Below are 23,617 nucleotides of genomic sequence, written 5' to 3'. Positions count from 1 at the left end.
GAGCCGGTGCGCTGACGCCGCGAACTGCATAGATATACCCTCGGCCGTAAATCGATTGATCTACGGTCGGGGGTCTGTCTATGCTCCGGGGCATGCGGCTGATCCAGCAGAACCCTGACATTCACGCGTACTTGGCATCCGACGAGGCGGTCGACCACTGGCACCCCCTTGTGCAGGAAACCGCCGAGGCCCTCTGGTCCTTCACCGGCGACGCATACTCATACAGCAAGGCGGCCTTCGAGTTCGTCCGTGACGAGATCCCCCACTCGGCCGACTCCGGGGACGAGCGGGTGTCCTGGCGCGCCTCCGACGTCCTCGCCACGCGCAACGGCATCTGCTTCGCCAAGTCCCATGCCCTGGCCGCCCTGCTGCGCGCGCAGGGCATCCCGGCGGCCCTCTGCTACCAGCGGCTGACCGACGACGACGGATCGCACCCGGTCGTCCACGGTTTGGTGGCCGTCCGCCTGCCGGGGGGAGCCCGGTGGTCCCGGCTGGACCCGCGCGGCAACAAGCCGGGCGTGGACGCGCAGTTCAGCCTGGAGAGCGAGCGGCTGGCCTTCCCCGTGCGGCGGGAGCTCGGTGAGATCGACTACCCCGAGCTGTATGCCGCCCCGCACCCGGCCGCGCTGGGTGTCCTTCAGGGGTCCGCCGACCGGGCGGAGTTGTGGACGAAGCTGCCGACGGCTCTTTGATATTCGGTTAATAGGAAGGTTTCCTGTCTGACGTCGTTGTCTGATGGGCATGGGCATGAGAGATTCGGTGGCGGAATCCCCCCACGGAGACCCCCGGAATCCCGGAATCCCCCACCTCCGACCGGAAGGCGCTTCATGCGTTACGGAGTTCCCGCCGGGCCGGCCGCCCTTGCCTTGCCCTCGGCCTGGCCGCAACCCTCGCTCCCGCCCCCGCCGCAGTCGCCTAAACACCCCGAACCGCGGCCGCACCCGCGCAGTTCGCCCACCCCGGAGTCCTCAACAGTCGCGCGCAACTGGACTTCGTACGCACGCAGGTGCAGGCCGGTCGGCAGCCGTGGAAGGCCGCCTACGACCAGATGCCGGCGAGCACGTACGGTTCGCTCTCGCGCACGCCCAAGCCGCGCGAGGTCGTCGAGTGCGGCTCGTACTCGAACCCGGACATCGGCTGCTCCGACGAGCGCGAGGACGCCATCGCCGCGTACAGCCACGCCCTCGCCTGGTACGCGAGCCGGGACGCCAAGTACGCCCGCAAGTCGATCGAGTTGATGGACGCCTGGTCCGCGAAGATCAAGGACCACACCAACAGCAACGCCCCGCTGCAGAGCGGCTGGGCGGGCTCGACCTGGCCTCGCGCCGCCGAGATCATCAAGCACACGTACACGGGCGGTTGGCCGAACCAGGGGCGCTTCGCGACCATGCTGCGGGACGTCTACCTGCCCGAGGTGATCAACGGGCGGCCGAACAGCAACGGCAACTGGGAACTGATCATGACGGACGCGGCCTTCGGGATCGCCGTCCACCTCGACGACGGCGCGAGCTACGACAAGGCGATGGGCACCTACCTCGGCCGCGTCCCCGCCTACTTCCACCTGACCTCCGACGGCGCGCAGCCCGTGTACCCGCCGCGCTCGTCCATCGACACCCGCGCCGAGCTGATCGACTACTGGCACGGCCAGAGCACCTTCGTGGACGGCCTCGCCCAGGAGACCTGCCGGGACTTCGGCCACACCGGCATGGGGATCGCCGCGGCCATGCACGTCGCCGAGACCTCACGGATCCAGGGCCGCGACCTCTACCCGCAGTTCAAGGACAGGTTCCGGCACGCGCTGGGCTTCCACGCCACGTACGAACTCGGCGCGGCGGTGCCCTCCTGGCTCTGCGGCGGCAGCCTGACCAAGGGCATCGGCCCGGCCACCGAGGTCGGCTACAACGCCCTGCACACCCGGCTCGGCGTCACCATGGAGAACACCCGCAGGCTCACCGAGGGACGGCGCCCCGCGGGCACCGAGAACCACTTCGAGGCCTGGGAGACCCTGACCCACGCCGAAAACCCCAACTGAGCGGACGCGGCGACGGCGACGGCCTCCGGGACCCGGCCGGGGTCCCGGAGGCCGTCGCCCTACGGGGCGTGCGCCCGGGGGTCAGCCCGCTTCGCGGACCTGGGCCGGGGTCGGGGCGGTGCCGCCCAGGTGGGCCGGCAGCCACCAGGAGTCCTCGGGGCCGCTGGGCTTGGCCGGGTAGGCGCGCTGGGCCGCGTCCAGCAGCTCCTGCACGCGCTCGCGCAGCCGGCGCGTGATGGCTCCGGCGTACTGGTCGGCGGGGGCCTCCATCGGCTCGCCCACGCGCATCGTCACCGGGATGTGGCTGCGCTTGAGGTTCTTCGGGCGACCCTTGGTCCACAGCCGCTGGGTGCCCCAGAGCGCCACCGGGATCAGCGGGACCCCGGCCTCCTGCGCCATCCGGGCCGCGCCCGACTTGAAGCTCTTGAGCGTGAACGACTGGGAGATCGTGGCCTCCGGGAAGACCCCGATGATCTCACCGGACCGCAGCGAGTCCAGGGCGTGCTCGTAGGCGGTCTCACCCTGCTTGCGGTCGACGGGGATGTGCTTCATCGCGCGCATCAGCGGGCCGGACACCCTGTGCCGGAACACCGACTCCTTCGCCATGAAGCGCACCAGGCGCTTCTGCGGACGCGCCGCCAGGCCGGCGAAGATGAAGTCGAGGTATCCGATGTGGTTCGACACCAGGACCGCACCGCCCTTGCGGGGGATGTTCTCGGTGCCCTTCATGTCGATCCGGATGTCGAGGGCACGGAAGAGTCCGTGCGCGGCGCCGATCACGGGAGGGTAGACGAGCTCAGCCATGGTGGGGGGAGACCCCGCTTTCTGCCTGGGGAGGTGCTCCCGGCCGGAAGTTACGGAAGCGTAGGTACGCGACCATGGGGATCGTGCCCCATACGAGGGCTGCTGGCCAGCCCAGAGGCTCATGCCCGGGGAGATTCTCGTCACGCCGGGAATGCCGTACGTCTTCAGGATGCTCCGATCCACGTACGAGCGTACGAGCATGGCGTAAGCGGACGAAGACGGCGACGGGAGTGCGGGTGCTCGGGCGGGAAGAGGGACCGGAACTCGGACCGGGCGGCGCGCGGGGCCGGCTGGGGGTCGCGGAGCTGGGCGCGGAGCCGGGGGAGCGGGCCACCCTGGTTCAGTTCTCCAGCGCATTCTGCCAGCCCTGCCGGGCCACGCGGCGGATCCTCGCCGAGGTCGCGGCGATGGTCGGGGGAGTGGCGCACATCGAGATCGACGCCGAGGAACGGCTGGACCTGGTGCGGGCCCTCGGGATCGAGAAGACCCCGACGGTGCTGGTGCTGGACGCGGCGGGCCGGATCGTCCGGCGGGCGGCCGGGATGCCGCGCAAGGTGGACGTGATCGCCGCGCTGGGGGCCGCCGTATGACGGGCGGCGGGCGGCCCGGCCCGGTGGCCGGATCCGGTGCCGCGGCACCGGGCGCGCCGGTGCGCGCGCCCGCACGCAGCGTGACGCGCCTGACATCTGCCCGATCCCGCTTGACTGTGTCCACGGGAGATCGCCAGGCTGGCGGCATGCGGTATGAACTCCTGCTCTACGGGCGGGTCCATGTGGACCTCGTCCGCCACGCGAGCGCGCGCTGTCGGAATAGCTGAACGCCCCCCGGCCCCCGATCTCCGACAGCGCCCGCGTGTCCCGCGGCAGAAGGCAGAACCCTGATGACTGCTCCGACGGTCCCGACGGTCCAGACCGCTCCGTCCCTCCGCTCTCCCCGTTCCGCCGGTTCCCCTGGGCCCGCCGGTTCTCCTGGTTCCACTGGTTCCGCCGGTTCCCCTGGGCCCGCCGGTTCCCCGGATTCCTCGCGTTCCTCGCGTTCCGGTGACAGCCGCCCCGGCTCGCCCGACCTCCTGCGCTCCGTCTTCCGGCAGCACGCCGCCGGAGTCGCCGTGATCACCGCCAGGGACGGCGCGAGGCCGGTGGGCTTCACCGCGACCTCGCTCAACTCGGTCTCCGCCGACCCGCCGCTGCTGTCCTTCACGATCGGCACGGGGGCCTCCAGCTGGCCCGGGGTGCGCGACAGCGAGTACCTCGGCGTCCACATACTCGGCGAGCACCAACGGGAGCTGGCCGGGCTGTTCGCCCGGAGCGGAGCCGACCGTTTCGGCGAGGCCACCGGCTGGGAGCCGGGGCCGCACGGGGTCCCGGTGCTCGACGGCGTACTGGCCTGGCTGGCCTGCCGGGTGGTGGCACGGGTGCCCGCCGGCGAACATCGTGTGATCATCGCTGAGGCGGTCGCCGGGGATCCCGCGGGCGAAGGCCGCCCGCTGCTGTACCACCAGGGGCGCTTCAACGCGTTGCGCGACTGAATCGTCCCTGCTTGGGAGGGTCGGGCGGCGTTGGGCAGATCACAGTTCACCAGCCTTGCGACTTGGCGGCACCCACTGTGTACTGACGAGTAACATTCCGTTCGGAGCGCGGGCCGCCCCGACCGGGATCCGCCCGACAAGGCGCCTATGCTGCCTGCACAAGGCGGTACCAGAAAAGACGATGCGGTAGGAGAGCCGGCGTGAGCCTGAGGATCGTTGTCTGTGTGAAGTACGTGCCCGACGCCACCGGCGACCGGCAGTTCACCGAGGACTTGACCGTCAACCGTGACGACGTCGACGGCCTGCTGTCGGAGCTCGACGAGTACGCCGTCGAGCAGGCGCTGCAGATCGCCGAAGAGGCCGACGACGCCGAGATCACCGTTCTGACGGTGGGCCCCGAGGACGCCAAGGACGCGCTGCGCAAGGCGCTGTCGATGGGCGCCGACAAGGCCATCCACGTCGAGGACGACGACCTGCACGGCTCCGACGTCATGGGCACCTCGCTGGTGCTCGCCAAGGCCATCGAGAAGGCCGGCTACGACCTGGTCATCACGGGCATGGCGTCGACCGACGGCACCATGGGCGTGCTCCCGGCGATCCTGGCCGAGCGCCTGGGCGTCCCGCAGGTCACCCTGCTCTCCGAGGTCAAGGTCGAGGACGGCACCGTGACCGGCCGCCGTGACGGCGACACCGCGAGCGAGCAGCTGGAGGCCTCCCTCCCCGCGCTCGTCTCGGTGACGGACCAGTCGGGCGAAGCCCGCTACCCGTCCTTCAAGGGCATCATGGCCGCCAAGAAGAAGCCGGTGGAGTCCTGGGACCTGGAGGAGCTGGAGATCGAGGCCGACGAGGTCGGTCTGGAAGGCTCCTGGACCGTGGTCGACGCCGCGGCGCAGCGCCCGGCCCGCACCGCCGGCACGATCGTCAAGGACGAGGGCGAGGGCGGCAAGCAGCTGGCCGAGTTCCTGGCCGGCCAGAAGTTCATCTAAGAGCTTCGGCCAACCCCTCCATAGCCCCCAGACACTTCGCAATCGCAGGAGAGCAGTCCCATGGCTGAAGTTCTCGTCTACGTCGACCACGTGGACGGCGCCGTCCGCAAGCCCACCCTCGAGCTGCTGACGCTGGCCCGCCGCATCGGCGAGCCCGTCGCCGTCGCCCTGGGCGCCGGTGCCGACGCCACGGCCGCGGTGCTCGCCGAGCACGGTGCGGTCAAGGTCCTCACCGCCGACGCCCCCGAGTTCACCGAGTACCTCGTCGTGCCGAAGGTGGACGCGCTCCAGGCCGCGTACGAGGCCGTCTCCCCGGCCGCCGTGCTCGTCCCGTCCTCCGCCGAGGGCAAGGAGATCGCCGCGCGCCTCGCCGTCCGCATCGGCTCCGGCATCATCACCGACGCCATCGACCTGGAGGCGGGTGACGAGGGCCCGGTCGCGACGCAGTCCGCCTTCGCCGCGTCGTTCACCACCAAGTCCCGCGTCTCCAAGGGCACCCCGGTCATCACCGTGAAGCCGAACTCGGCCCCGGTCGAGGCCGCCCCGGCCGCCGGCGCCGTCGAGGCGCTCGCCGTCACCTTCGGCGCCCTGGCCACCGGCACCAAGGTCACCGCCCGCACCGCGCGCGAGTCGACCGGACGCCCCGAGCTGACCGAGGCCGCGATCGTCGTCTCCGGCGGCCGTGGCGTCAACGGCGCCGAGAACTTCCACATCATCGAGGAGCTCGCGGACTCCCTCGGCGCGGCCGTCGGCGCCTCGCGTGCCGCCGTCGACGCCGGCTGGTACCCGCACTCCAACCAGGTCGGCCAGACCGGCAAGTCGGTCTCCCCGCAGCTGTACATCGCCTCCGGCATCTCGGGCGCGATCCAGCACCGGGCCGGCATGCAGACCTCGAAGACCATCGTCGCCATCAACAAGGACGCCGAGGCCCCGATCTTCGACCTCGTCGACTACGGCGTGGTCGGCGACCTCTTCGCGGTCGTCCCGCAGCTGACCGGGGAGATCCAGGCGCGCAAGGGCTGACCTGCGCTTCTCTTCGTAGCTTCGCTTCTTCGGGGCCGTGTGGTGTTTCTCACCGCACGGCCCCGAGTCGTTCGTCCCACGCGTCGGAGGGACCATTGACGGAGCGGAACCGCGTGACTAAATTCTGCTATGCGGATCTAAGCTTCCGTGAAGCGGAAAAGAGGAGAGTGCACGATGGGTCAGCAGGAGAAGGTGGCGACGAGCCTCGCAGGCGCGGTCAGCGAGGGCATCAGCGCCTCCCTCGCGCCGGTGGACGCGGAACTCGCGCGCCACTACCCGGGCGACCCCGGCACCCGTCAGCCCATCCACACGGTCTACGTCCCCGGTGACGTCTTCGCCGCGGACACCATCCGCTCCTGGGGCGACCAGGCCCTCGCCGCGCTCGACGAGCACGCCCCGGACGCCGCCACCTTCGCCAAGGTACTCGGCATCTCCGACGAACTGGCCGTACCGGTCTACGACCGCGTCCGCGCCAAGCTGGCCAGTGAGCCCGTCGAGGACCTCCGCGTCGACTTCGAGGACGGCTTCGGCGTCCGCTCCGACGAGGAGGAGGACCAGGCCGCGGCCCGCGCCGCCCGCCTGATCTCCGAGGCGTACTCCAACGGCACCAACGCCCCGTACATGGGCATCCGCATGAAGTGCATGGAGTCCAACGTCCGCGACCGCGGCATCCGCACCACCGACATCTTCCTGTCCGGCCTGCTCGCCCACGGCGGCCTCCCGGACAACCTGGTCCTGACCCTGCCGAAGGTCACGTACGCCGAGCAGGTCACCGCCTTCGTCAAGCTGCTGGAGGCCTTCGAGACCGCCCGCGGCCTGCGTCCGGGCCGGATCGGCTTCGAGATCCAGATCGAGACCAGCCAGTCCATCCTGGCCTCCGACGGCACCGCCACCGTCGCCCGCATGATCGAGGCCTCCAAGGGCCGCGCCACCGGCCTGCACTACGGCACCTTCGACTACAGCGCCTGCATCGGCGTCTCCGCCGCGTACCAGGCCAGCGACCACCCCGCGGCCGACCACGCGAAGGCGATCATGCAGGTCGCCGCGGCCGGCACCGGCGTGCGCGTCTCCGACGGCTCGACGAACGTGCTGCCCATCGGCACCACCGAGAAGGTCCACGAGGGCTGGAAGCTGCACTACGGCCTGACCCGGCGCGCCCTGGCCCGCGCCTACTACCAGGGCTGGGACATGCACCCGGCGCACCTGCCGACCCGCTACGCGGCCGTCTTCACCTTCTACCGCGAGGGCCTGGAGGCCGCCGCCGCGCGCCTGAAGGCGTACGTCGCCAAGATCGAGGGCGACGTGATGGACGAGCCCGCCACGGCGAAGGCCCTCGCCGGCTACCTGGTCCGCGGCCTCGACTGCGGTGCGGTCGGCACCGAGGAGGTCACCGCCCTCACCGGCCTCACCCGCGCGGAACTGGACGCCTTCGCGATTCCCCGCCGCTCCGCCACCCTGACGGCCACCACCTGACCCTGACGCGCCCTGCGGCCCGGCCCGGTTCCCCGGGACCGGGCCGTGGGCTCGTCAGGACTGCTGGGCCACGTGCCTGCGGTGCCAGGAGAAGAAGGGCTCTTGGTCCTCCGTGAGCCCCGAGACGGGCTGGCCTGCGAGCCGGGCCGCCACGGCTGCCAGGTCGGCGGTCTCCTCCGCCTTCGGGCTTGCCTTGATCGTGCCCGTGCGGTCGACGTAGATGTGTCCGTGTTCGAACAGCTCGTCGCACCCCATCAGGCAAGCGGGGATGATGTTCGCGAGCATCAGCCGCTCGACCGGGCTGGCGGCGCTCCGGCGCTTGATGTGCGCCGCCCTGACGAACCTCGACGGGAGAACGCGCCCGCATATGGAGCAGGTCAACCGTGTGGCGTTGCCGAACCGCGACCGGCGCATCTTGGCCTGCTCGCGGCGCCTCAGCACGGTGGTGGCCGCACTCGTCTCCCCGTCGTGGCTGATGCTCCCGGTGTCCGACCCGCTGATCACCGGCGGAAGCGACTCGACGAACCGGGTGACTTCGAGTACGCCAGGTTCGAGCACGGCGGCGCCCTGCTTGTTGGCGGACAGTCGCAAGGCCTCCATCGCGCCCGAGCCGAGGGTGACCCCCTCGGACGGCGAGACGTCCTCGAGCACGTCCATCCCGATGCGCTCCGGGTAGTCGTCGTCCGTCCAGACCTCGTCATCCGCGGTGAAGAGCGGCCGGGTGACCTCGCTGATGATCACCCTTCGCAAGAGTGCTCCGTCCCAGCCGCCGGGTGCCACACGGCTGTTCGGTCCCCTGTGGCCCAGCACGAGCAGGTCGCCCTCGGCGAGGCTGCTTACCGCCTGCCGGGATTCGGCGCGGTCCAGCGTGGCGCTCCGCCAGCCCCACAGGCCGCGCTCCAGACCCACCGTCAGATTGGCGGTCGACGGGGTGGGGACGTACACGTAGGCGGTCTTCTGCATGCCATGACTCCTCAACTCGGCCTCCCCGCAGGGAGGGTGCAGTGGTTCGCGCCCGCTGCGAGTCCGGGGGCTGGGAGGGGCGCGTGTAACCCGAGGGTCCATGATCTTCTGTGTGCACGTCAAGTAACTTGAGGCGTGGCGGAGTTGGCCGGGACCGATGGGGGGTCAGGAGGACGGCGGGAGTTCGCCCGAGCCGCGGGGGATGAGGTGGGTCGGGAGTTCGGTGCGGGTCGTGGGGAGGGCCGCTCCGGACAGGCGCTGGAAGAGGCGGTCCGTGGCGACGCGGCCGAGGGTGGCCGGGTCCTGGGCCACGACCGTGATGCCGGGGCGCAGGAGGTCGGCCAGTTCGAAGTCGTCGAAGCCGACCAGGGCCACCGGGTGTTCCCGGGCCGCGAGGACGCGTACCACCGTGACCGTCACGCGGTTGTTGCCCGCGAAGACGGCGGTCACCGGATCCCGGCCCGCGAGCATCGACCTCGTCGCCGTCGCCACCCGGTCGGGGGCCGTGGAGCCGAGGGAGACCCAGGAATCGGCCACCGGCAGGCCGGCGTCGGTCATGGCGGCGCGATAGCCGCGCAGACGTTCCGTCGCCGTGTGGATGCGGGGGTGGTCGCCGATGAAGCCGATCCGGCGGTGGCCGCCCGCGATCAGGTGGGCGACGCCGTCGCGGGCGCCGCCGAAGCTGTCCGAGAGGACGACGTCCGCGTCGATCCGCCCGGCCGGGCGGTCCACGAACACCGTGGCCACACCGGCCCGCATCTCCGGCTCCAGGTAGCGGTGGTCGTCGCCGGCCGGGATCACGATCAGGCCGTCCACCCGGCGGGCGCACAGGGCGAGCGCCAACTCCCGCTCCCGGTCCGGGTCCTCGGCGCTGGAGCCGTTGATGAGCAGGGCGCCGTGCGCGCGGGCCACCTCCTCCACGGCACGGTTCAGCGGACCGTAGAAGGGGTCGGCGAGGTCCTCCAGGATCAGGCCCACGGTGGCGGTACGCCCCTTGCGCAGGACGCGCGCGCTGTCGTTGCGGCGGAACCCCAGCGCGTCGATGGCCTCTTGGACCCGTTTCTCCGTCTCGGGGGTGACGCCAGGCTCGCCGTTGACCACCCGCGACACCGTCTTCAGGCCGACGCCCGCCTGGGCCGCCACGTCCTTCATGGTCGGCCGGTTGCCGTAGCGGGGATCGGACGGGCGGAGGTTGTGGGGCACGGTCGTGAATCCTCCGGAGTCTCGGGCAGGGCTGTGACCTTGAGGATAAGCACTCGGCCGATAGTGAGGTTTCCGTGGCAGGGTGGTGCGGGCAAGCCACTGGGGGCTCCGGACGAGCCATGGGGAGAGGGGTAGACGTGATTGTCTGGATCAACGGCACATTCAGCGCGGGAAAGACCAGCACGGCCCGCGAACTGGCCGCAATCCTGCCGGACAGCACCCTGTTCGACCCGGAGTTCATCGGCGACGCGCTGCGCGTGCTGCTGCCGGCCAAGCGGCTGGCGGAGGTCACCGACTACCAGGACCTGCCGAGCTGGCGGCGGCTGGTGGTGGACACGGCGGCGGCGATGCTCGCTGAGCTGGGCGGGGTGCTCGTCGTACCGATGACGCTGCTGCGCCAGGAATACCGGGACGAGATCTTCGGCGGGCTGGCGGCGCGCCGGATACCGGTGCGGCACGTGCTGCTCGCCCCTGCGGAAACGATCCTTCGCGAGCGGATCGCGACCCGGGAGGAGCCGGGGGAACCCGACCAGGTCGACCTCCGCGTCCGCCAGTGGGCCTACGACCACATCCCCGTCTACCAGCAGGCCCTCGGCTGGCTCACCGGCGACGCGCACGTCATCGACAACAGCAGCCTGACCCCGCGCGAGACGGCGCAGCGGATCGCCGAGGCCGTCCGCTCGGAGACGGCCCCGGTCTGCGACATCGTGCAGACCCCGGAGCCCACGCGGGAGACCGTGGCGGCCGGGGTACTGCTCTTCGACGAGCAGGACCGGGTGCTGCTGGTGGATCCGACGTACAAGGCCGGCTGGGAGTTCCCGGGCGGCGTCGTCGAAGCGGGCGAGGCCCCCGCCTGCGCGGGCGTACGGGAGGTCGCGGAGGAACTGGGCCTCGTACTGGACCGCGCGCCCGGCCTGCTCGTGGTCGACTGGGAGGCCCCCCAGCCGCCCGGGTACGGGGGGCTGCGGCTGCTCTTCGACGGGGGCCGCCTCTCGCCGGAGGCGACTGCCCGGCTCCGGCTGCCCGGCCCCGAACTGCGGGCTTGGCGCTTCGTCACGGAGGCCGAGGCCGCCGACCTCCTCCCGCGGCACCGCCACGAACGCCTGCGCTGGGCCCTGCGCGCCCGGGAACGCGGCCGCCCCCTCTACCTGGAGGCGGGCACCCCGGTCGGCTGAGCCCGGCGCCCGGCCCCCCGGCGCCCGGCCCTCGGCGCCCGGCCGCCCGGCGCCGGGCGGGCGAGGTGCCCGAGGTGCCCGAGGTGCCCGAGGTGCCCGAGGTGCCCGAGGTGCCCCAGGACGGGAAACCGAGCCGTCAGGCGGGAGTTCCGGCGGCCGCCTTGACCAGCGCGGCCGCCGTGTCCGCCGTCAGCGGATCGCCGTGGCCGAAGCAGGCGATCGACGGGGAGAGCCCGGCCAGACGGTGGAAGGAGTCGATCGCCCGGGCCCGGTCCACGTTGAAGACGCCGAGCATCAGCGGGCCGACGGCGGCGACGCAGTCGCCGGTGAACAGTACGCCGTGGTGCGGGAGGTGGATCCCGATGCTGCCGTCCGTGTGCCCCGGGGTGTGGACGACGTACGCCCCGTCCCCGAAGCCCAGCGCGTCCCCGTCCTCCACCTCGTGGTCGACCCGGGTGGGCGGGGCCTCGGGCACGGTCAGCCCGTGCGCGTACAGCGGGATCTCCCAGTCCAACAGCACCGGTTCGGGTACCGGCCGCTCGCCCCGGATCACCGGCGCGTCCAGGCGGTGCGCGAGCACCGGCGCGCCCCAGCAGGCGGCGAGCTCACCGGCCGCGCCGACGTGGTCCCGGTGGCAGTGGGTGAGGACGATCCGCTCCAGCCGCTCCGGGAGCAGGCCGAGGGAACGTATCGCCGCCTCGATCTCGGCGGCCGAGCCGGCGTGGCCCGCGTCGATCAGGGTGAGCGCTTCGCCGTCCTGCCAGAGGTACGCCTGGCCGATGGGGAAGCGGAGCATGTGGAGCCGGTCCGGAACTACCTCTACAAGATCCATGAGGCGACCGTACGCACGGCCGCCCGGCTCCGACAGGCGACTTCACCGGGAGCGAAGTACGCCCAGGGCGCACTCGGCCCTGGGCGTACACGCACTCGTACGGGGGTCAGACGCGCTTGGACTCCGCGTAGTTGACCAGGAAGAGGGCCTCCGCCACCGACAGGCGCTCCAGCTCCTCCGGCGACACGCTCTCGTTGACCGCGTGGATCTGCGCCTCCGGCTCGCTCAGCCCGGTCAGCAGCATCTCCGCCCGCGGGTACAGGGACGTCAGCGTGTTGCACAGCGGGATCGACCCGCCCATGCCGCTGATCTGCATCTCCTGGCCGGGGTACGCGGCCTCCAGCGCGGAGCGCATCGACGCGTACGCCGGGCTGTCGGTGTCCGCCTGGAACGGCTGGCCCTGGCCGACCACCTCGAGTTCGAGGCGCGCCTTCCACGGCGTGTGCGCCTCCAGGTGGGCCTGCAGCAGCTTGATGGCCTCCGCGGTGTCCACGCCCGGCGGCACGCGCAGGCTGATCAGCGCGCCGGCGCTCGCGTGCACCGAAGGCGTCGCCCCGACCACCGGCGGGCAGTCGATGCCGAGCACCGTCACGGCCGGGCGGGCCCACAGCCGGTCCGCGACCGAGCCCTCGCCGATCAGCTCCACCCCGTCGAGAACCTTCGCGTCGGCACGGAAGTCCGCCTCCGGGTACTGCAGACCGTCCCACACCGCGTCCGAGGCGAGCCCGTCCACGGTCGTCGAACCGTCCGCCGCGCGCAGCGAGTCCAGTACGCGGATCAGCGCGGCCAGCGCGTCCGGGGCGGCGCCGCCGAACATGCCGGAGTGCAGGTTGCCGCCCAGCGTGTCGATCTTCACCTTGAGCAGGCACATGCCGCGCAGCGTGGCCGTCACCGTCGGCAGGCCGAGCCGGAAGTTGCCCGCGTCGCCGATGACGATGGTGTCGGCGGTCAGCAGCTCCGGGTGCGCCTCGGCGTACTGCTGGAGGCCGCCGGTGCCCTGCTCCTCGGAGCCCTCGACGATCACCTTCACGGACACCGGAACACCGCCGTTGGCCTTCAGCGCGCGCAGCGCCAGCAGGTGCATGATGAATCCGCCCTTGCAGTCGGCCGAACCGCGCCCGTACCAGCGGCCGTCGCGCTCGGTCAGCTCGAAGGCGGGGGAGATCCAGGCCGCGTCGTCCAGCGGCGGCTGGACGTCGTAGTGCGCGTACAGCAGCACGGTCGGCGCGCCCGCGGGGCCGGGCAGGTAGCCGTAGACGGACTGGGTGCCGTCGGGGGTGTCGAGCAGCGCCACGTCCTGGAAGCCCTCGACGCGCAGGGCATCGGCCACCCAGTTCGCGGCGGCCTCGCTCTCGCTCTTGGGGAACTGTGCCCAGTCCGCGACCGACTGGAAGGCCACCAGCTCGGTCAGCTCCTGCTTGGCGCGGGGCATCAGCGAGGCGATGGTCTCGGCGATCGGATTCTGGGACATGGGCACGCTCCTTTTGGGTGCGACGTTGTTCTCCGTGTACGCCGCCCGCATCCGCGGGGTGTGCGTATGCCGGGTACGGCGAAAAAGACAGTTCCGATCCTCGCACAGCGGGGCGGCGCGTCGTCTCGCCGTAGGATTTCCCCGGCATCGGAGCAACCGGGTGATCAGGAGCAGCAACACATCGTGAGCAGCGACGACGACGTACGCGACGCAGGGCCTGGCGCAGGCGAGGGCGCGGGCCGGGGCGAGGGTCAGGCCGAGGGCGCAGGCGCAGGAGTGGACGCGGGGCAGGCGGACCAGGGGGCGGTCGACGAGGCGGTCGACGGAGCCCTCGGCGAGGCCGTCGGCGAGGCGGCAGGGGAGAGCGGCGGGACCGGCGAAGTGTGGGACGTCGTCGTGGTCGGGGCCGGACCGGCCGGGTCCTCGGCGGCGCACGCGGCGGCGACGGCCGGGCGGCGCGTCCTGCTGCTGGAGAAGGCCGAACTGCCCCGCTACAAGACCTGCGGCGGCGGCATCATCGGCCCCTCGCGCGACGCCCTGCCCCCGGGCTTCGTCCTGCCCCTCAAGGACCGCATCCACGCGGTCACCTTTTCGATGGACGGGAAGCTGACCCGCACCCGGCGCTCGAAGCAGATGCTGTTCGGGCTCGTCAACCGGCCCGAGTTCGACGCCGGCCTCGTCGCCGCCGCCGAGAAGGCCGGCGCCACCGTCCGTACGGGCACCGCCGTGTCCCGCGTCGAACAGCACGGGACCGCCGTGCCCGACCGGCGCACCGTCGCCGTCGTGCTCGCCGACGGGGAGACCGTCCTGGCCCGCGCGGTGGTCGGCGCGGACGGCAGCGCGAGCCGGATCGGCGCGCACGTCGGCGTCGAGATGGATCAGGTGGACCTCGGCCTGGAGGCGGAGATCCCCGTGCCCGAGACGGTCGCGGAGGACTGGAAGGGACGGGTGCTGATCGACTGGGGCCCGCTGCCCGGCAGTTACGGCTGGGTCTTCCCCAAGGGCGACACCCTCACCGTCGGAGTCATCTCGGCCAAGGGCGAGGGCGCCGCGACCAAGCGCTACCTGGACGACTTCATCGCCCGGCTCGGGCTCGCCGGCTTCGAACCGGCCGTCTCCTCCGGGCACCTGACCCGCTGCCGCAAGCCCGATTCGCCGCTCTCGCGCGGCCGGGTCCTGGTGGCGGGCGACGCGGCGGGGCTGCTGGAGCCGTGGACCCGGGAGGGCATCTCCTTCGCGCTGCGCTCGGGCCGGCTGGCGGGGGAGTGGGCGGTGAAGATCTCCGAGGCGCAGGACGCGGTGGACGCGCGCCGGCAGGCCCTCAACTACGCCTTCGCGGTGAAGGCCGGGCTCGGCGTGGAGATGGGCGTCGGCAAGCGGATGCTGACCGTCTTCGAGGCCCGACCGCGGATGCTGCACGCGGCGATCACCGGTTTCCGTCCGGCGTGGCGGGCCTTCGCCCGCATCACCCGGGGTTCGACGACCCTGGCCGACCTGGTGCGTACGTACCCGCTGGCCCGCAAGGCGCTGCAGATGCTGGACGCCAGGCAGGCGGCGGCCGCGGTGGCCGCGGCCGGCAACGGCGGCCGCGGCCCGGACAAGGGCTAGGGGCGGGGGCGGGGGCCGGGACGTGGGCCTGGGCGCGGGCGGTGTTCAGGGCGGTGCCGGGCCGCCCGGCCCGGACTGGTGGGGCGGCGTGAACCTGAACGAGGTCGAGCGGCCGGAACAGGTCCTCGCGGCCTTCGAACGCGGCGAGAGAGGGGTCGGTGTGGCGGTGATCGCGCTGGCGCTCAACCACCCGGACCCCGCGGCCGTGCTGCCCGTGGTCGCCAGGGCGCTGGAGTCGGCGGACCGGGAGGTCCGCCGGCAGGGAGTGGTGGCCCTGGCGCACGTCGCGCGGCTCCACCGCACGGTGGACCGGCGCTGTCTGGCACTGCTGCGCCGTTGCCCCCGCGGCAACGAGGCCGACGACGACCTGTGGTCCTTCGTGCCGCACCGGGAGCTGCCGCTCTGGCTGTGGCGACACCACCTGCGGGAACGGCTGGTCGAGCGGCTGCGCCGGCCGTTCGGCTGAGCGGACGCGGCCGTCGCCGCGTACGAGGTGGCCGTGGCCGTGGCCGTGCGCGGGCGGGCGGGCGGGGGGCGAGGAGGTCGTGGCGGTCGCGCCGACGCGGCTGCCGACTCCGCGGGGTCAGTTCGACACCGTGATCCGGAAGACCGGGTGGTCGGCGGCGGCCGCCTGGAGTTCCGCGTCGGAGGACTTCGCGGAGATGCCCTGGAAGAACCGGTCGACCTCCCAGCCCCACTTCTCCAGGTAGGTGCGCAGGACGGCGGCCTGCTGGACCGTGTCGGTCAGTTCGGTGGCGGTGAACGTACGCACCTTGCGCCCCACGCGCAGTTCGCCGCCGCCCGCGACCCGCATGTTGCGGACCCACTGGGAGTGGCCGCGCGCCGAGACCAGGTACTGGGCGCCCTCGTACGTGTGCGGGTTGACCGGGATCCGCTGCATCTCGCCGGACTTGCGCCCGCGCACCGACATCTCGGCGCTGCCGGCCAGGCTGATGCCGAACCGGGCCAGCTTGCCGAAGAAGGAGTTGAAGCGGGTGGCGAGCGGGCCGGCCTGGACGTAGTACGGGGTGGGCGCGTTCATGGTGACCTCCGGGGTCGTTTCCGCCGTTGAGAGAGCACTGCTCTCCCTCGAAGCCAGTGTGCGCGGATCGGTGCACCAAAGCAAGAGCAGCGCTCTCGAAATAGAGCGGTGGCTCGCTTTCTGGGCAGTGCTCCGCATGCGTGGCAGACTGCCCCGCATGAACACCGTGCGCGGGGCCAGGGAACGGGCCCGGATCGAGGTCACCGCCGCCATCAAGGACGAGGCGCGCCGCATGCTCGCGGCCGAGGGCGCCGCCAAGCTCTCCCTGCGCGCCGTGGCCCGCGAGCTGGGCATGGTCTCCTCCGCCCTCTACCGCTACTTCCCCAGCCGTGACGAGCTGCTCACCGCGCTGATCATCGACGCGTACGACAGCATCGGCGCCGCGGCCGAGGAGGCCGACGCCCGCGCCCTCGCCGCCGGCGCACCGCCCCGCGCCCGCTGGACCGCCGTCTGCGAGGCGGTCCGCGCCTGGGCGCTGGAGCACCCGCACGAGTACGCCCTCATCTACGGCTCCCCGGTCCCCGGCTACAGCGCCCCCATGGACACCGTCGGCCCCGCCTCCCGGGTCGGCAACGCCTTCATCGGCATCCTCCGTGCCGCCCACGAGGGGCGCGGCCTCGCCCTCCCGCCGCTGCCGTCCGCCCTGCGCCCCGAGGCGGACCGGATGACCGCCGACTTCGCCGAGGGCCTGCCCCCGCAGGTCACGGCCGCCCTGGTCGCCGCATGGGCCCAGCTGGTCGGCCTCGTCTCCTTCGAGCTGTTCGGCCAGTTCAACCGCGTCGTCGAGGACCGCGCCGCCTTCTTCGCGCACGCCGCCGACCAACTGGCGCACGGGGTCGGCCTGCCCGCCGTGTGACAGGAGGGGGAGGAGGGGAGGTCGGGGAGCGGGGCACGGCCGCTTCCGGAGATTCACATGATGAGGCGATGACTCGCTCTTCTGTTCCTCGCACCAATGCGGGCGGTTCAGCCTTGAACGATGGGCCGCCCGTCTAGTGTTCCTGAGGTTGCCCCCCTGCCGCCGCCGGAGGAACGTTCATGCCTCGCGCCGCAAAGGCCTTGTATGCCGTCCTGGCCACCCTCGCACTGGCCGCCCCGGCGCCGGCCGTCACCGCGTCGGCGCGCGACGCGCCCGTGGTCGCGGCCGACGCCCCCACACCCACCCCGCCCCCCAACATGCCCCGGATGCCCGGCGTGCGGGGCCTGGAGATCGGCGTTCCCGCGTACGTCTCGGCGAACGACCGCATGCTGACCGACCTCACCGCCACCGGTCCGGCCGCCTCGGTGGTGGTGCTGAACCCGGGCAACGGCGACGCCCCGTTCGACGCTCCCTGGCGGGCCCGCGCCGACGCACTGCGCAGCCGCACCACCTCCACCGGCGAGAAGACCAAGGTGCTCGGCTACGTCCACACCGACCACGGCAACCGCGACATCGCCGCCGTCAAGGCCTCCGTCGACAACTACCTCAGGACTTCCGACCGCCGCCTCCACGTCGACGGCATCTTCTTCGACGTGGTCAGCCGCGACTGCGGCCCCGCCAACGCCACCCGCGACCGCTACGCGGAACTGCGCCGGTACGTCCAGGAAACCATGAACGCCGTCGACCCGGCCGCCCCCGACCTCGTCGTCAACAACCCCGGCACCGCGATAGCCGACTGCTACCTGGAACCCGGCCGCCGCACCGCGGACGTCTTCGTCACGTTCGAGGACACGTACGCCGCGTACACGGGCGCCGGCTGGCTCGGAGGCAACGTCTTCGACCCGCTCGCCGGCTACCGGTCCGGGGCCGAACTCGACCCGAGCGGAACGGCGTTCTGGCACCTGGTCCACGACGTCCCCGACGCCGAAGCCATGCGCGCCACCCTGCGCACCGCCTTCGACCGCGGCGCGGGCTACGCCTACGCCACCAGCACGGTCATGCCCAACCCCTGGAACGCGGGCCCGACATGGAAGTACCGTGCCCAGACCACCTACGCCGCCACCCTCGGCTAGGCAGGGGCCCGGGATATTCGGCGGCGGCATTCATCGTCCGGTGGCAGGATGGCCCGATGCCTGCCTGGACCCCGTCGGCGATGCTGTTCGACAACCTGCGGTACCTGCTCAACGAGTGGGATCCGATCGGCGTCGCCGATCTGTCGCAGGACGAGTACGACTGCATGCTCGTCCCCTTGTTCCAGCGTCTCCACCGCGGCACCACCCGGGCGGAGATCGGTGAGTTCCTCTGGTACGAGCTGGAGGACCACTTCGGTCTGGATCCCGCCGACCACGGGACCGACGCGATGGCGGACCGGCTGGTCGCCTGGTGGGCCGCGGTGGGCCCGGCAACCAGGTGACATGGCGGTTCAGCGGCCGTCGTTCTCCGGGCGGCGGGCGAAGCGCCACAGGACGTGGCTGATCCGGAGGAGGAAGACCGCGCCCGCCGCGATCCTTCCGGCCACCGCCAGGGCGTGGCCGGCAGCGGAGGAGAGGGAGAACGCCAGCGCGGGCCCGTAGACCGCGCCGAAGACGAGAGCGGCCGCGAAGCCGGCGCTGACGAGGGCATAGCCGATCTCGATCGTGATCGCGTCCCGGTCCGCCTGCGTACGTGGCTCCATGCGTGCAGTGTCACAGCGCGTGCTGTGCGCCACAAGGAGGCCGCGCGACAAGGAGGCCGCGCGACAAGGAGGCCTGCGCCACCACGAGGCCCGCGTCGCGCCGCTCCCGCCGCCCGGTTCAGATTCCGGCGGTGTCGCTCCACAGCCGGGCCAGCGCCACGTCGCCCGTCACTCCCGGGCCCGCCAGCGGGAGCCGGTTCCACAGGGCCGCGTAGAGCCAGGCCGCCTCCCCGGTCAGTTCGCAGTCGGCCGCCTCGCCCGTGTCACCCAGCACCGTCCGGGCCGGCTCCGGCGACAGGTGCACGGTCCACGCCGCGCCCGTGTCGGCGGCCCGGACCCGCACCACCCGGGGCTCCGGGGTGCGCACCCGGCTGCGCGGCCGGGCGTGGAAGCCGGTCAGCAGCTCGTCCACCCCGTCCTCCGCGAACTCCGGCTCCACCGCGGAGAACGCCACGCCCCGCGCGGCTTCCGCGTCCATCCGGTGCACGGTCGTCTCGTGGGCCTGCCGCCGCGCCCAGAACGCCAGCGGCGACGGCGGGGCCGTCGGGAGGAAGGTCCAGCACTGCACGTCGGCCGGGGCCTCGGTCAGGGTGCGCACCAGGTCCGCGTGACCCTGCCGGAACCATGCCAGCAGCTCGCCGTCGGCCAGTTCCGGCGCGTCGGGGAAGCCCACCGGCTCCAGCCGCCGCTCCGCCACGTACCCGGCGGCCCAGCGGTGCACCGACCCGGTGTGGCGCAGCAGATCGGTGACGCGCCATCCCGGACAGGTGGGGACCGGGGCTTCCGTACCGGCCTGTTCGGCCACGTCGGCGAGCAGCTCGCCCTCTCGTGCGAGGGTCTTCACAAATTCGGTGATCTCCATACCGGGAGTCTTATCAGCCCGCCCGCGACAATGGGGACATGGATGGGGAACTCTTCCCGCGCGAGCGGACCCTGATCGCTCCCGGCGCCGTGCACGTGCCCGACTGGCTCGGGGCCGGGCGACAGGGCGAGTTGCTGGCGGCCTGCCGCGCCTGGGCCCGTCCGCCGGCCGGCCTGCGCACCGTACGGACCCCGGGCGGCGGAGTGATGACCGCCCGGCAGGTGTGCCTCGGGCTGCACTGGTACCCGTACGGGTACGCCCGCACCGTCGTCGACGGGGACGGGGCGCCGGTCAAGCCGATGCCGGCGTGGCTCGCCGAGCTGGGGCGGGAGGCGGTGGCCGCCGCGTACGGAGACGCGCCGGATCCGTCCGACCCCGCCGCGGCCTACGACATCGCGCTGATCAACTTCTACGACGGCGACTCCCGCATGGGCATGCACCGCGACGCCGAGGAGAAGTCCGCGGCTCCGGTGGTCTCGCTCAGCCTCGGCGACACCTGCGTCTTCCGCTTCGGGAACACCGCCTCGCGCGGGCGCCCGTACCGGGACGTGGAGCTGCGCAGCGGGGACCTCTTCGTCTTCGGCGGCGCGAGCCGGCTGGCCTACCACGGAGTGCCGAAGGTCCTGCCGGGCACGGGCCCGCGGGACCTCGGGCTGACCGGGCGGCTGAACATCACACTCCGGGTCGGCGGCCTGGGCTGAGCGGCGGCGTCCGGCACCCTCCGATCATGCGAGGATCGATTCCATGAACGGCAACGGGGTCCCGCCGCGGGTGGGGGATGTGACCACGCCATCCGCGTCCACGACCGCCACGCGGACCAGGCTGGAACGCGGTCGCGGCGCGCTCGGGCCGGCGCTGGAGCTCGTGCACACCGGCCGCGCCCCGACCCGCGCGGTCCTGACGGCCGAGCTCGGGGTCACCCGCGCCACCGCCGGAGCCGTCGCCGCCGAGCTGGAGGCGCTCGGGCTGATCCGCGTGGACTCCCGCCCCGGCGGGGCCGGCGGCGCCCAGGGCCGCCCCTCCCACCGCCTCTCCGTGGCCGAGGACGGCCCGGTGGCGCTCGCGGCCCAGGTGCACTCGGACGGCTTCCGGGCGGCCCTGGTCGGCCTCGGCGGCCGCATCGTGGCCACCGCCCCCGGCAAGGTCACCGTCTCCGCCGACCCGGCCCAGGTGCTCGGCGCGGTCGTGGAGGCCGGCGCCGAACTGCTCGCGGACAGTGGCCGCCGCTGCGTCGGCGCGGGGCTCGCGGTCCCCTCGGCCGTCGCGGAGCCGGAGGGCACCGCGCTGAACCCGCTGCACCTGGCCTGGCCGGCCGGTTCTCCCGTACGGGCCATCTTCGCGGAGTGCGTGAAGGCGGCCGGCATCGACGGACCGGCCCTGACCGGGAACGACGTCAACCTCGCGGCCTTGGCCGAGCACCGGCACGGCGCGGGCCGCAGCGCCCAGCACCTGCTGTGCGTGGCCACGGGCCACCGGGGCGTCGGCGGGGCGCTGGTGCTGGACGGCCGCCTGCACAGCGGCAGTTCGGGCCTGGCCCTGGAGGTCGGTCACCTCACCGTGAACCCCGAGGGGCGGGCCTGCCACTGCGGCGGCCGCGGCTGCCTGGACGTCGAGGCGGACCCGCTGGCCTTCCTCACCGCGGCGGGCCGCAGCCCCGGCCCCGAGGTGTCGCTGCTCCAGCAGGCCCGCGACCTGCTGCGCGACGAACCCGCGGAGCCCGCGGTGCGGGCCGCCACGGAGGAACTGATCGACCGGCTCGGGCTCGGCCTCGCCGGCCTGGTGAACATCCTGAACCCGGACCGGATCATCCTGGGCGGCCTGCACCGGGAACTGCTGCACGCCGACCCGGAGCGGCTGCGCGCCGTGGTCGCCGACCGCAGCCTGTGGGGGCGCAGCGGCGGCGTGCCGATCCTGCCGTGCACCCTGGACCACAACAGCCTGGTCGGCGCGGCGGAGCTGGCCTGGCAGCCGGTGCTCGACGATCCGCTGGGGGCCTTGGCCTAGCTCGGCGTGTCCTGCCGATCGCGCCGGGCGTGGGGCGCCGGGCGTGGGGCGGGGCGTCGGGGGCCGGGCTATCCCGGCCCGGCGCCCACCGGCGATGCCACCGGCACACCGGTGTCGACGGCGCTCGGGTCGAGGACTCCGGGGTCGCCGGAGACGACCACCGTCCGCGCGGGTTCCCGTACGGGCCTGGTCTCGATCCGGACCGGCTGCGGGGGCGCCGCCGGGGCGGGGGCCGCCGCCAGCGAGAACCACACCACTTTGCCCGGCCCGTCGGGCTGATGCCGCGCGCCCCAGGACTCGCTGAGCGCCGCCACCAGGGCGAGGCCGCGACCGCAGGTCTCCAGCGCGCCCGCCTGCGTCTCGTGGAGCACCGGGAGCCGCGGATCGCTGTCGATCACCGAGACGGTGAGGCGCCCGAGGCGGAATTCGATCTCGACGACGCAGGTCTTGTCGGGCTGTGCGTGGCGATGGACGTTCGTGAGCAGTTCCGTCACGCCGAGCGCAGCCCGGTCGATGAGCGGATCGAGCTGCCAGTGGCGCAGCTGTGCAGAAACGATTCTGCGGATTTGGCCGATCCGCGACGGCAAGGCCTGCAGTTCGACGACGCAGTGCCTGCGGGAATGACTGATCACGGCTGCGACTCCCCGACATGAGTGTTACGGGTGCTGCACCCTCGGTAATGCTCCACCAGGGTCACCCACGGTGCCGCGCAGTGCAACCGAGGGCGATCGAAAGGAATGTGCATGGAACCCCAAAGCGAACGTTTGTGCAGGTGAGCGAGGTACATTGCGAAGGGAGGGGGAGAATTACACCCATGAAGGAGCGCGGCGCATGAGCACCACCGGCACCACCAGCAGCACCGGTACGACGGCCACCACCATCGACGTCGACCGGAGCGACGCGGACTACCGCGCCTGGCTGAAGGAAGCCGTCCGCAAGGTCCAGGCCGACGCGAACCGCTCCGCGGACACCCACCTCCTGCGCTTCCCGCTCCCCGAGGAGTGGGGGATCGACCTCTACCTCAAGGACGAGTCCACGCACCCGACGGGCTCCCTCAAGCACCGCCTCGCACGCTCGCTGTTCCTGTACGCGCTATGCAACGGCTGGATCCGCCCCGGACGCCCGGTGATCGAGGCCTCGTCCGGCTCCACCGCCGTCTCCGAGGCGTACTTCGCCAAGCTGATCGGCGTCCCGTTCATCGCCGTCATGCCGCGCACCACCAGCCCGGAGAAGTGCCGGCTCATCGAATTCCACGGCGGCGCATGCCACTTCGTGGACGACTCGATGAAGATCTACGAGGAGTCGGCGCGGCTCGCCGCCCGCACGGGCGGGCACTACATGGACCAGTTCACGTACGCCGAGCGGGCCACCGACTGGCGCGGCAACAACAACATCGCCGAGTCGATGTACCAGCAGCTCAAGCTGGAACGTTTCCCCGAGCCCGCCTGGATCGTGGCGACCGCCGGCACCGGCGGCACCTCGGCGACCATCGCGCGCTACGTGCACTACATGCAGCACGACACCCGCATCTGCGTCCCGGACCCGGAGAACTCCTGCTTCTTCGACGGCTGGACCAACAACGACCCGAACGCGAGCAGCGATTGCGGCTCCCGCATCGAGGGCATCGGCCGGCCGCGGATGGAACCGAGCTTCGTGCCCGGCGCCATCGACCGCATGATGAAGGTCCCGGACGCGGCGAGCGTCGCCGCCTGCCGCGCGCTGGAGACGGCCATAGGGCGCAAGGCGGGCGGCTCGACCGGCACCGGCGTGTGGAGCGCCCTGAAGATCATCTCGGAGATGGTGGCGGAGGGCCGTACCGGCAGCGTCGTCACCCTGCTGTGCGACCCGGGCGACCGCTACCTGGACAAGTACTACTCCGACGAGTGGCTGGCGGCCCAGGGGCTCGACATCGCCCCGTACGCGAAGACCATCGACACCCTGCTGACGACCGGGGTCTGGCGCGAACCGGCAGCCTGAGCTGCCGGTCCCGCCTGTGGTCCGAGCTGCCGCCGCTCGGACG

At 72.4% G+C, this 23,617-nt stretch carries 24 protein-coding genes and 1 pseudogene; 16 read left to right on the top strand and 9 right to left on the bottom strand.

Features of this window, described 5'->3' with window-relative positions; translation table 11 throughout:
- The first annotated feature begins 92 nt into the window (after window positions 1-92).
- Both IF88_RS0108835 and IF88_RS0108830 read left to right on the top strand, forming a co-directional pair.
- Window positions 93-692 (top strand): transglutaminase-like domain-containing protein, encoded by a 600-nt coding sequence (locus IF88_RS0108835; protein ID WP_030708997.1) that lies wholly within the window; start codon window positions 93-95, stop codon window positions 690-692.
- 233 nt (window positions 693-925) lie between these two features.
- Window positions 926-2,032, top strand: a pseudogene (locus tag IF88_RS0108830) (alginate lyase family protein); the annotation flags it as partial.
- 81 nt (window positions 2,033-2,113) lie between these two features.
- Here the strand turns inward: IF88_RS0108830 and IF88_RS0108825 are convergent.
- Window positions 2,114-2,836 carry a lysophospholipid acyltransferase family protein gene (locus tag IF88_RS0108825; protein ID WP_030708993.1) on the bottom strand — a complete coding sequence of 241 codons (723 nt, stop codon included), beginning with the start codon at window positions 2,834-2,836 and terminating at the stop codon, window positions 2,114-2,116.
- Between the two features lie 236 nt (window positions 2,837-3,072).
- Between IF88_RS0108825 and IF88_RS0108815 the strand changes: the two genes are divergently transcribed.
- The 5 genes from IF88_RS0108815 (at window position 3,073) to IF88_RS0108795 (ending at window position 7,846) form a co-directional block, all read left to right on the top strand.
- A complete protein-coding gene (locus tag IF88_RS0108815; RefSeq protein ID WP_051836612.1) occupies window positions 3,073-3,426 on the top strand; it encodes a TlpA family protein disulfide reductase in 354 nt (117 codons plus the stop codon).
- Window positions 3,427-3,716: 290 nt separating this feature from the next.
- Window positions 3,717-4,364, top strand: a complete 648-nt coding sequence (locus IF88_RS0108810; protein ID WP_078892777.1) for a flavin reductase family protein — start codon at window positions 3,717-3,719, stop codon at window positions 4,362-4,364.
- A 200-nt stretch (window positions 4,365-4,564) separates the two neighbouring features.
- Window positions 4,565-5,350, top strand: a complete 786-nt coding sequence (locus IF88_RS0108805) for an electron transfer flavoprotein subunit beta/FixA family protein (protein WP_030708987.1) — start codon at window positions 4,565-4,567, stop codon at window positions 5,348-5,350.
- A gap of 60 nt (window positions 5,351-5,410) precedes the next feature.
- Window positions 5,411-6,373, top strand: coding sequence for an electron transfer flavoprotein subunit alpha/FixB family protein (locus IF88_RS0108800; protein WP_030708985.1), 963 nt, complete (start codon window positions 5,411-5,413; stop codon window positions 6,371-6,373).
- Between the two features lie 174 nt (window positions 6,374-6,547).
- Window positions 6,548-7,846: a DUF6986 family protein gene (locus IF88_RS0108795; RefSeq protein WP_030708984.1), complete on the top strand. Its 1,299-nt coding sequence runs from the start codon at window positions 6,548-6,550 to the stop codon at window positions 7,844-7,846.
- 54 nt (window positions 7,847-7,900) lie between these two features.
- Here IF88_RS0108795 and IF88_RS0108790 read toward each other — a convergent pair whose 3' ends face one another.
- Together IF88_RS0108790 and IF88_RS0108785 are read right to left on the bottom strand one after the other, a co-directional pair.
- Window positions 7,901-8,809 (bottom strand): hypothetical protein, encoded by a 909-nt coding sequence (locus tag IF88_RS0108790; RefSeq protein WP_030708983.1) that lies wholly within the window; start codon window positions 8,807-8,809, stop codon window positions 7,901-7,903.
- Window positions 8,810-8,974: 165 nt separating this feature from the next.
- Window positions 8,975-9,961, bottom strand: coding sequence for a LacI family DNA-binding transcriptional regulator (locus IF88_RS0108785; RefSeq protein ID WP_078892790.1), 987 nt, complete (start codon window positions 9,959-9,961; stop codon window positions 8,975-8,977).
- Window positions 9,962-10,149: 188 nt separating this feature from the next.
- Between IF88_RS0108785 and IF88_RS0108780 the strand changes: the two genes are divergently transcribed.
- Entirely contained in the window at window positions 10,150-11,187 is a 1,038-nt protein-coding gene (locus tag IF88_RS0108780) for an NUDIX hydrolase (RefSeq protein WP_030708981.1), read from the top strand.
- A 136-nt stretch (window positions 11,188-11,323) separates the two neighbouring features.
- Here the strand turns inward: IF88_RS0108780 and IF88_RS0108775 are convergent, their stop codons facing one another.
- The gene (locus IF88_RS0108775) at window positions 11,324-12,019 is read right to left on the bottom strand and encodes an MBL fold metallo-hydrolase (protein ID WP_030708979.1); all 696 of its coding nucleotides are present in this window, start codon (window positions 12,017-12,019) and stop codon (window positions 11,324-11,326) included.
- A gap of 106 nt (window positions 12,020-12,125) precedes the next feature.
- The gene (locus IF88_RS0108770) at window positions 12,126-13,490 is read right to left on the bottom strand and encodes a dipeptidase (protein ID WP_030708977.1); all 1,365 of its coding nucleotides are present in this window, start codon (window positions 13,488-13,490) and stop codon (window positions 12,126-12,128) included.
- A gap of 381 nt (window positions 13,491-13,871) precedes the next feature.
- Here IF88_RS0108770 and IF88_RS0108765 point away from each other — a divergent pair, with 381 nt between their 5' ends.
- On the top strand, window positions 13,872-15,098 hold the full coding sequence (locus IF88_RS0108765; protein ID WP_107050502.1) for a geranylgeranyl reductase family protein: 1,227 nt from the start codon (window positions 13,872-13,874) through the stop codon (window positions 15,096-15,098).
- Between the two features lie 88 nt (window positions 15,099-15,186).
- Window positions 15,187-15,564 carry a hypothetical protein gene (locus IF88_RS0108760; RefSeq protein ID WP_199808043.1) on the top strand — a complete coding sequence of 126 codons (378 nt, stop codon included), beginning with the start codon at window positions 15,187-15,189 and terminating at the stop codon, window positions 15,562-15,564.
- Between the two features lie 117 nt (window positions 15,565-15,681).
- On the opposite strand, the gene IF88_RS0108750 is transcribed toward IF88_RS0108760, so the two are convergent.
- On the bottom strand, window positions 15,682-16,140 hold the full coding sequence (locus IF88_RS0108750) for a nitroreductase/quinone reductase family protein (RefSeq protein ID WP_030708971.1): 459 nt from the start codon (window positions 16,138-16,140) through the stop codon (window positions 15,682-15,684).
- 157 nt (window positions 16,141-16,297) lie between these two features.
- Here IF88_RS0108750 and IF88_RS0108745 point away from each other — a divergent pair, with 157 nt between their 5' ends.
- The 3 genes from IF88_RS0108745 (at window position 16,298) to IF88_RS0108735 (ending at window position 18,470) form a co-directional block, all read left to right on the top strand.
- Entirely contained in the window at window positions 16,298-16,996 is a 699-nt protein-coding gene (locus tag IF88_RS0108745) for a TetR/AcrR family transcriptional regulator (RefSeq protein ID WP_030708970.1), read from the top strand.
- Between the two features lie 179 nt (window positions 16,997-17,175).
- Window positions 17,176-18,129, top strand: a complete 954-nt coding sequence (locus IF88_RS0108740; protein ID WP_234323462.1) for a spherulation-specific family 4 protein — start codon at window positions 17,176-17,178, stop codon at window positions 18,127-18,129.
- Window positions 18,130-18,185: 56 nt separating this feature from the next.
- Window positions 18,186-18,470, top strand: a complete 285-nt coding sequence (locus IF88_RS0108735) for a hypothetical protein (RefSeq protein WP_234323461.1) — start codon at window positions 18,186-18,188, stop codon at window positions 18,468-18,470.
- Window positions 18,471-18,479: 9 nt separating this feature from the next.
- On the opposite strand, the gene IF88_RS0108730 is transcribed toward IF88_RS0108735, so the two are convergent.
- Entirely contained in the window at window positions 18,480-18,731 is a 252-nt protein-coding gene (locus IF88_RS0108730; RefSeq protein ID WP_030708964.1) for a DUF6332 family protein, read from the bottom strand.
- A 118-nt stretch (window positions 18,732-18,849) separates the two neighbouring features.
- Window positions 18,850-19,593 (bottom strand): maleylpyruvate isomerase family mycothiol-dependent enzyme, encoded by a 744-nt coding sequence (locus tag IF88_RS0108725; protein ID WP_030708963.1) that lies wholly within the window; start codon window positions 19,591-19,593, stop codon window positions 18,850-18,852.
- Window positions 19,594-19,631: 38 nt separating this feature from the next.
- Between IF88_RS0108725 and IF88_RS0108720 the strand changes: the two genes are divergently transcribed.
- Together IF88_RS0108720 and IF88_RS0108715 are read left to right on the top strand one after the other, a co-directional pair.
- The gene (locus IF88_RS0108720; RefSeq protein WP_030708962.1) at window positions 19,632-20,294 is read left to right on the top strand and encodes an alpha-ketoglutarate-dependent dioxygenase AlkB family protein; all 663 of its coding nucleotides are present in this window, start codon (window positions 19,632-19,634) and stop codon (window positions 20,292-20,294) included.
- 43 nt (window positions 20,295-20,337) lie between these two features.
- A complete protein-coding gene (locus IF88_RS0108715) occupies window positions 20,338-21,597 on the top strand; it encodes an ROK family protein (RefSeq protein ID WP_030708960.1) in 1,260 nt (419 codons plus the stop codon).
- 68 nt (window positions 21,598-21,665) lie between these two features.
- Here the strand turns inward: IF88_RS0108715 and IF88_RS0108710 are convergent, their stop codons facing one another.
- A complete protein-coding gene (locus IF88_RS0108710; RefSeq protein WP_030708959.1) occupies window positions 21,666-22,229 on the bottom strand; it encodes an ATP-binding protein in 564 nt (187 codons plus the stop codon).
- 199 nt (window positions 22,230-22,428) lie between these two features.
- Between IF88_RS0108710 and IF88_RS0108705 the strand changes: the two genes are divergently transcribed.
- Window positions 22,429-23,574: a PLP-dependent cysteine synthase family protein gene (locus IF88_RS0108705; protein WP_030708957.1), complete on the top strand. Its 1,146-nt coding sequence runs from the start codon at window positions 22,429-22,431 to the stop codon at window positions 23,572-23,574.
- Window positions 23,575-23,617: the final 43 nt, after the last annotated feature.

The sequence above is a fragment of the Streptomyces sp. NRRL F-2580 genome, from assembly GCF_000720115.1.
Taxonomy (GTDB): domain Bacteria; phylum Actinomycetota; class Actinomycetes; order Streptomycetales; family Streptomycetaceae; genus Streptomyces.
Note: the sequence above shows the minus strand (reverse complement) of the source record. Positions and strands in the feature narration are given on the sequence as shown.

What these genes read in the sequence shown, in the direction of transcription:
- IF88_RS0108825 (WP_030708993.1), bottom strand. Translation starts at nt 2,836, where the DNA reads ATGGCTGAGCTCGTCTACCCTCCCGTGATCGGCGCCGCGCACGGACTC.
- IF88_RS0108795 (WP_030708984.1), top strand. Translation starts at nt 6,548, where the DNA reads ATGGGTCAGCAGGAGAAGGTGGCGACGAGCCTCGCAGGCGCGGTCAGC.
- IF88_RS0108810 (WP_078892777.1), top strand. Translation starts at nt 3,717, where the DNA reads ATGACTGCTCCGACGGTCCCGACGGTCCAGACCGCTCCGTCCCTCCGC.
- IF88_RS0108800 (WP_030708985.1), top strand. Translation starts at nt 5,411, where the DNA reads ATGGCTGAAGTTCTCGTCTACGTCGACCACGTGGACGGCGCCGTCCGC.
- IF88_RS0108750 (WP_030708971.1), bottom strand. Translation starts at nt 16,140, where the DNA reads ATGAACGCGCCCACCCCGTACTACGTCCAGGCCGGCCCGCTCGCCACC.
- IF88_RS0108735 (WP_234323461.1), top strand. Translation starts at nt 18,186, where the DNA reads ATGCCTGCCTGGACCCCGTCGGCGATGCTGTTCGACAACCTGCGGTAC.
- IF88_RS0108775 (WP_030708979.1), bottom strand. Translation starts at nt 12,019, where the DNA reads ATGGATCTTGTAGAGGTAGTTCCGGACCGGCTCCACATGCTCCGCTTC.
- IF88_RS0108785 (WP_078892790.1), bottom strand. Translation starts at nt 9,961, where the DNA reads ATGAAGGACGTGGCGGCCCAGGCGGGCGTCGGCCTGAAGACGGTGTCG.
- IF88_RS0108790 (WP_030708983.1), bottom strand. Translation starts at nt 8,809, where the DNA reads ATGCAGAAGACCGCCTACGTGTACGTCCCCACCCCGTCGACCGCCAAT.
- IF88_RS0108715 (WP_030708960.1), top strand. Translation starts at nt 20,338, where the DNA reads ATGAACGGCAACGGGGTCCCGCCGCGGGTGGGGGATGTGACCACGCCA.
- IF88_RS0108730 (WP_030708964.1), bottom strand. Translation starts at nt 18,731, where the DNA reads ATGGAGCCACGTACGCAGGCGGACCGGGACGCGATCACGATCGAGATC.
- IF88_RS0108705 (WP_030708957.1), top strand. Translation starts at nt 22,429, where the DNA reads ATGAGCACCACCGGCACCACCAGCAGCACCGGTACGACGGCCACCACC.
- IF88_RS0108725 (WP_030708963.1), bottom strand. Translation starts at nt 19,593, where the DNA reads ATGGAGATCACCGAATTTGTGAAGACCCTCGCACGAGAGGGCGAGCTG.
- IF88_RS0108720 (WP_030708962.1), top strand. Translation starts at nt 19,632, where the DNA reads ATGGATGGGGAACTCTTCCCGCGCGAGCGGACCCTGATCGCTCCCGGC.
- IF88_RS0108745 (WP_030708970.1), top strand. Translation starts at nt 16,298, where the DNA reads ATGAACACCGTGCGCGGGGCCAGGGAACGGGCCCGGATCGAGGTCACC.
- IF88_RS0108835 (WP_030708997.1), top strand. Translation starts at nt 93, where the DNA reads ATGCGGCTGATCCAGCAGAACCCTGACATTCACGCGTACTTGGCATCC.
- IF88_RS0108740 (WP_234323462.1), top strand. Translation starts at nt 17,176, where the DNA reads ATGCCTCGCGCCGCAAAGGCCTTGTATGCCGTCCTGGCCACCCTCGCA.
- IF88_RS0108770 (WP_030708977.1), bottom strand. Translation starts at nt 13,490, where the DNA reads ATGTCCCAGAATCCGATCGCCGAGACCATCGCCTCGCTGATGCCCCGC.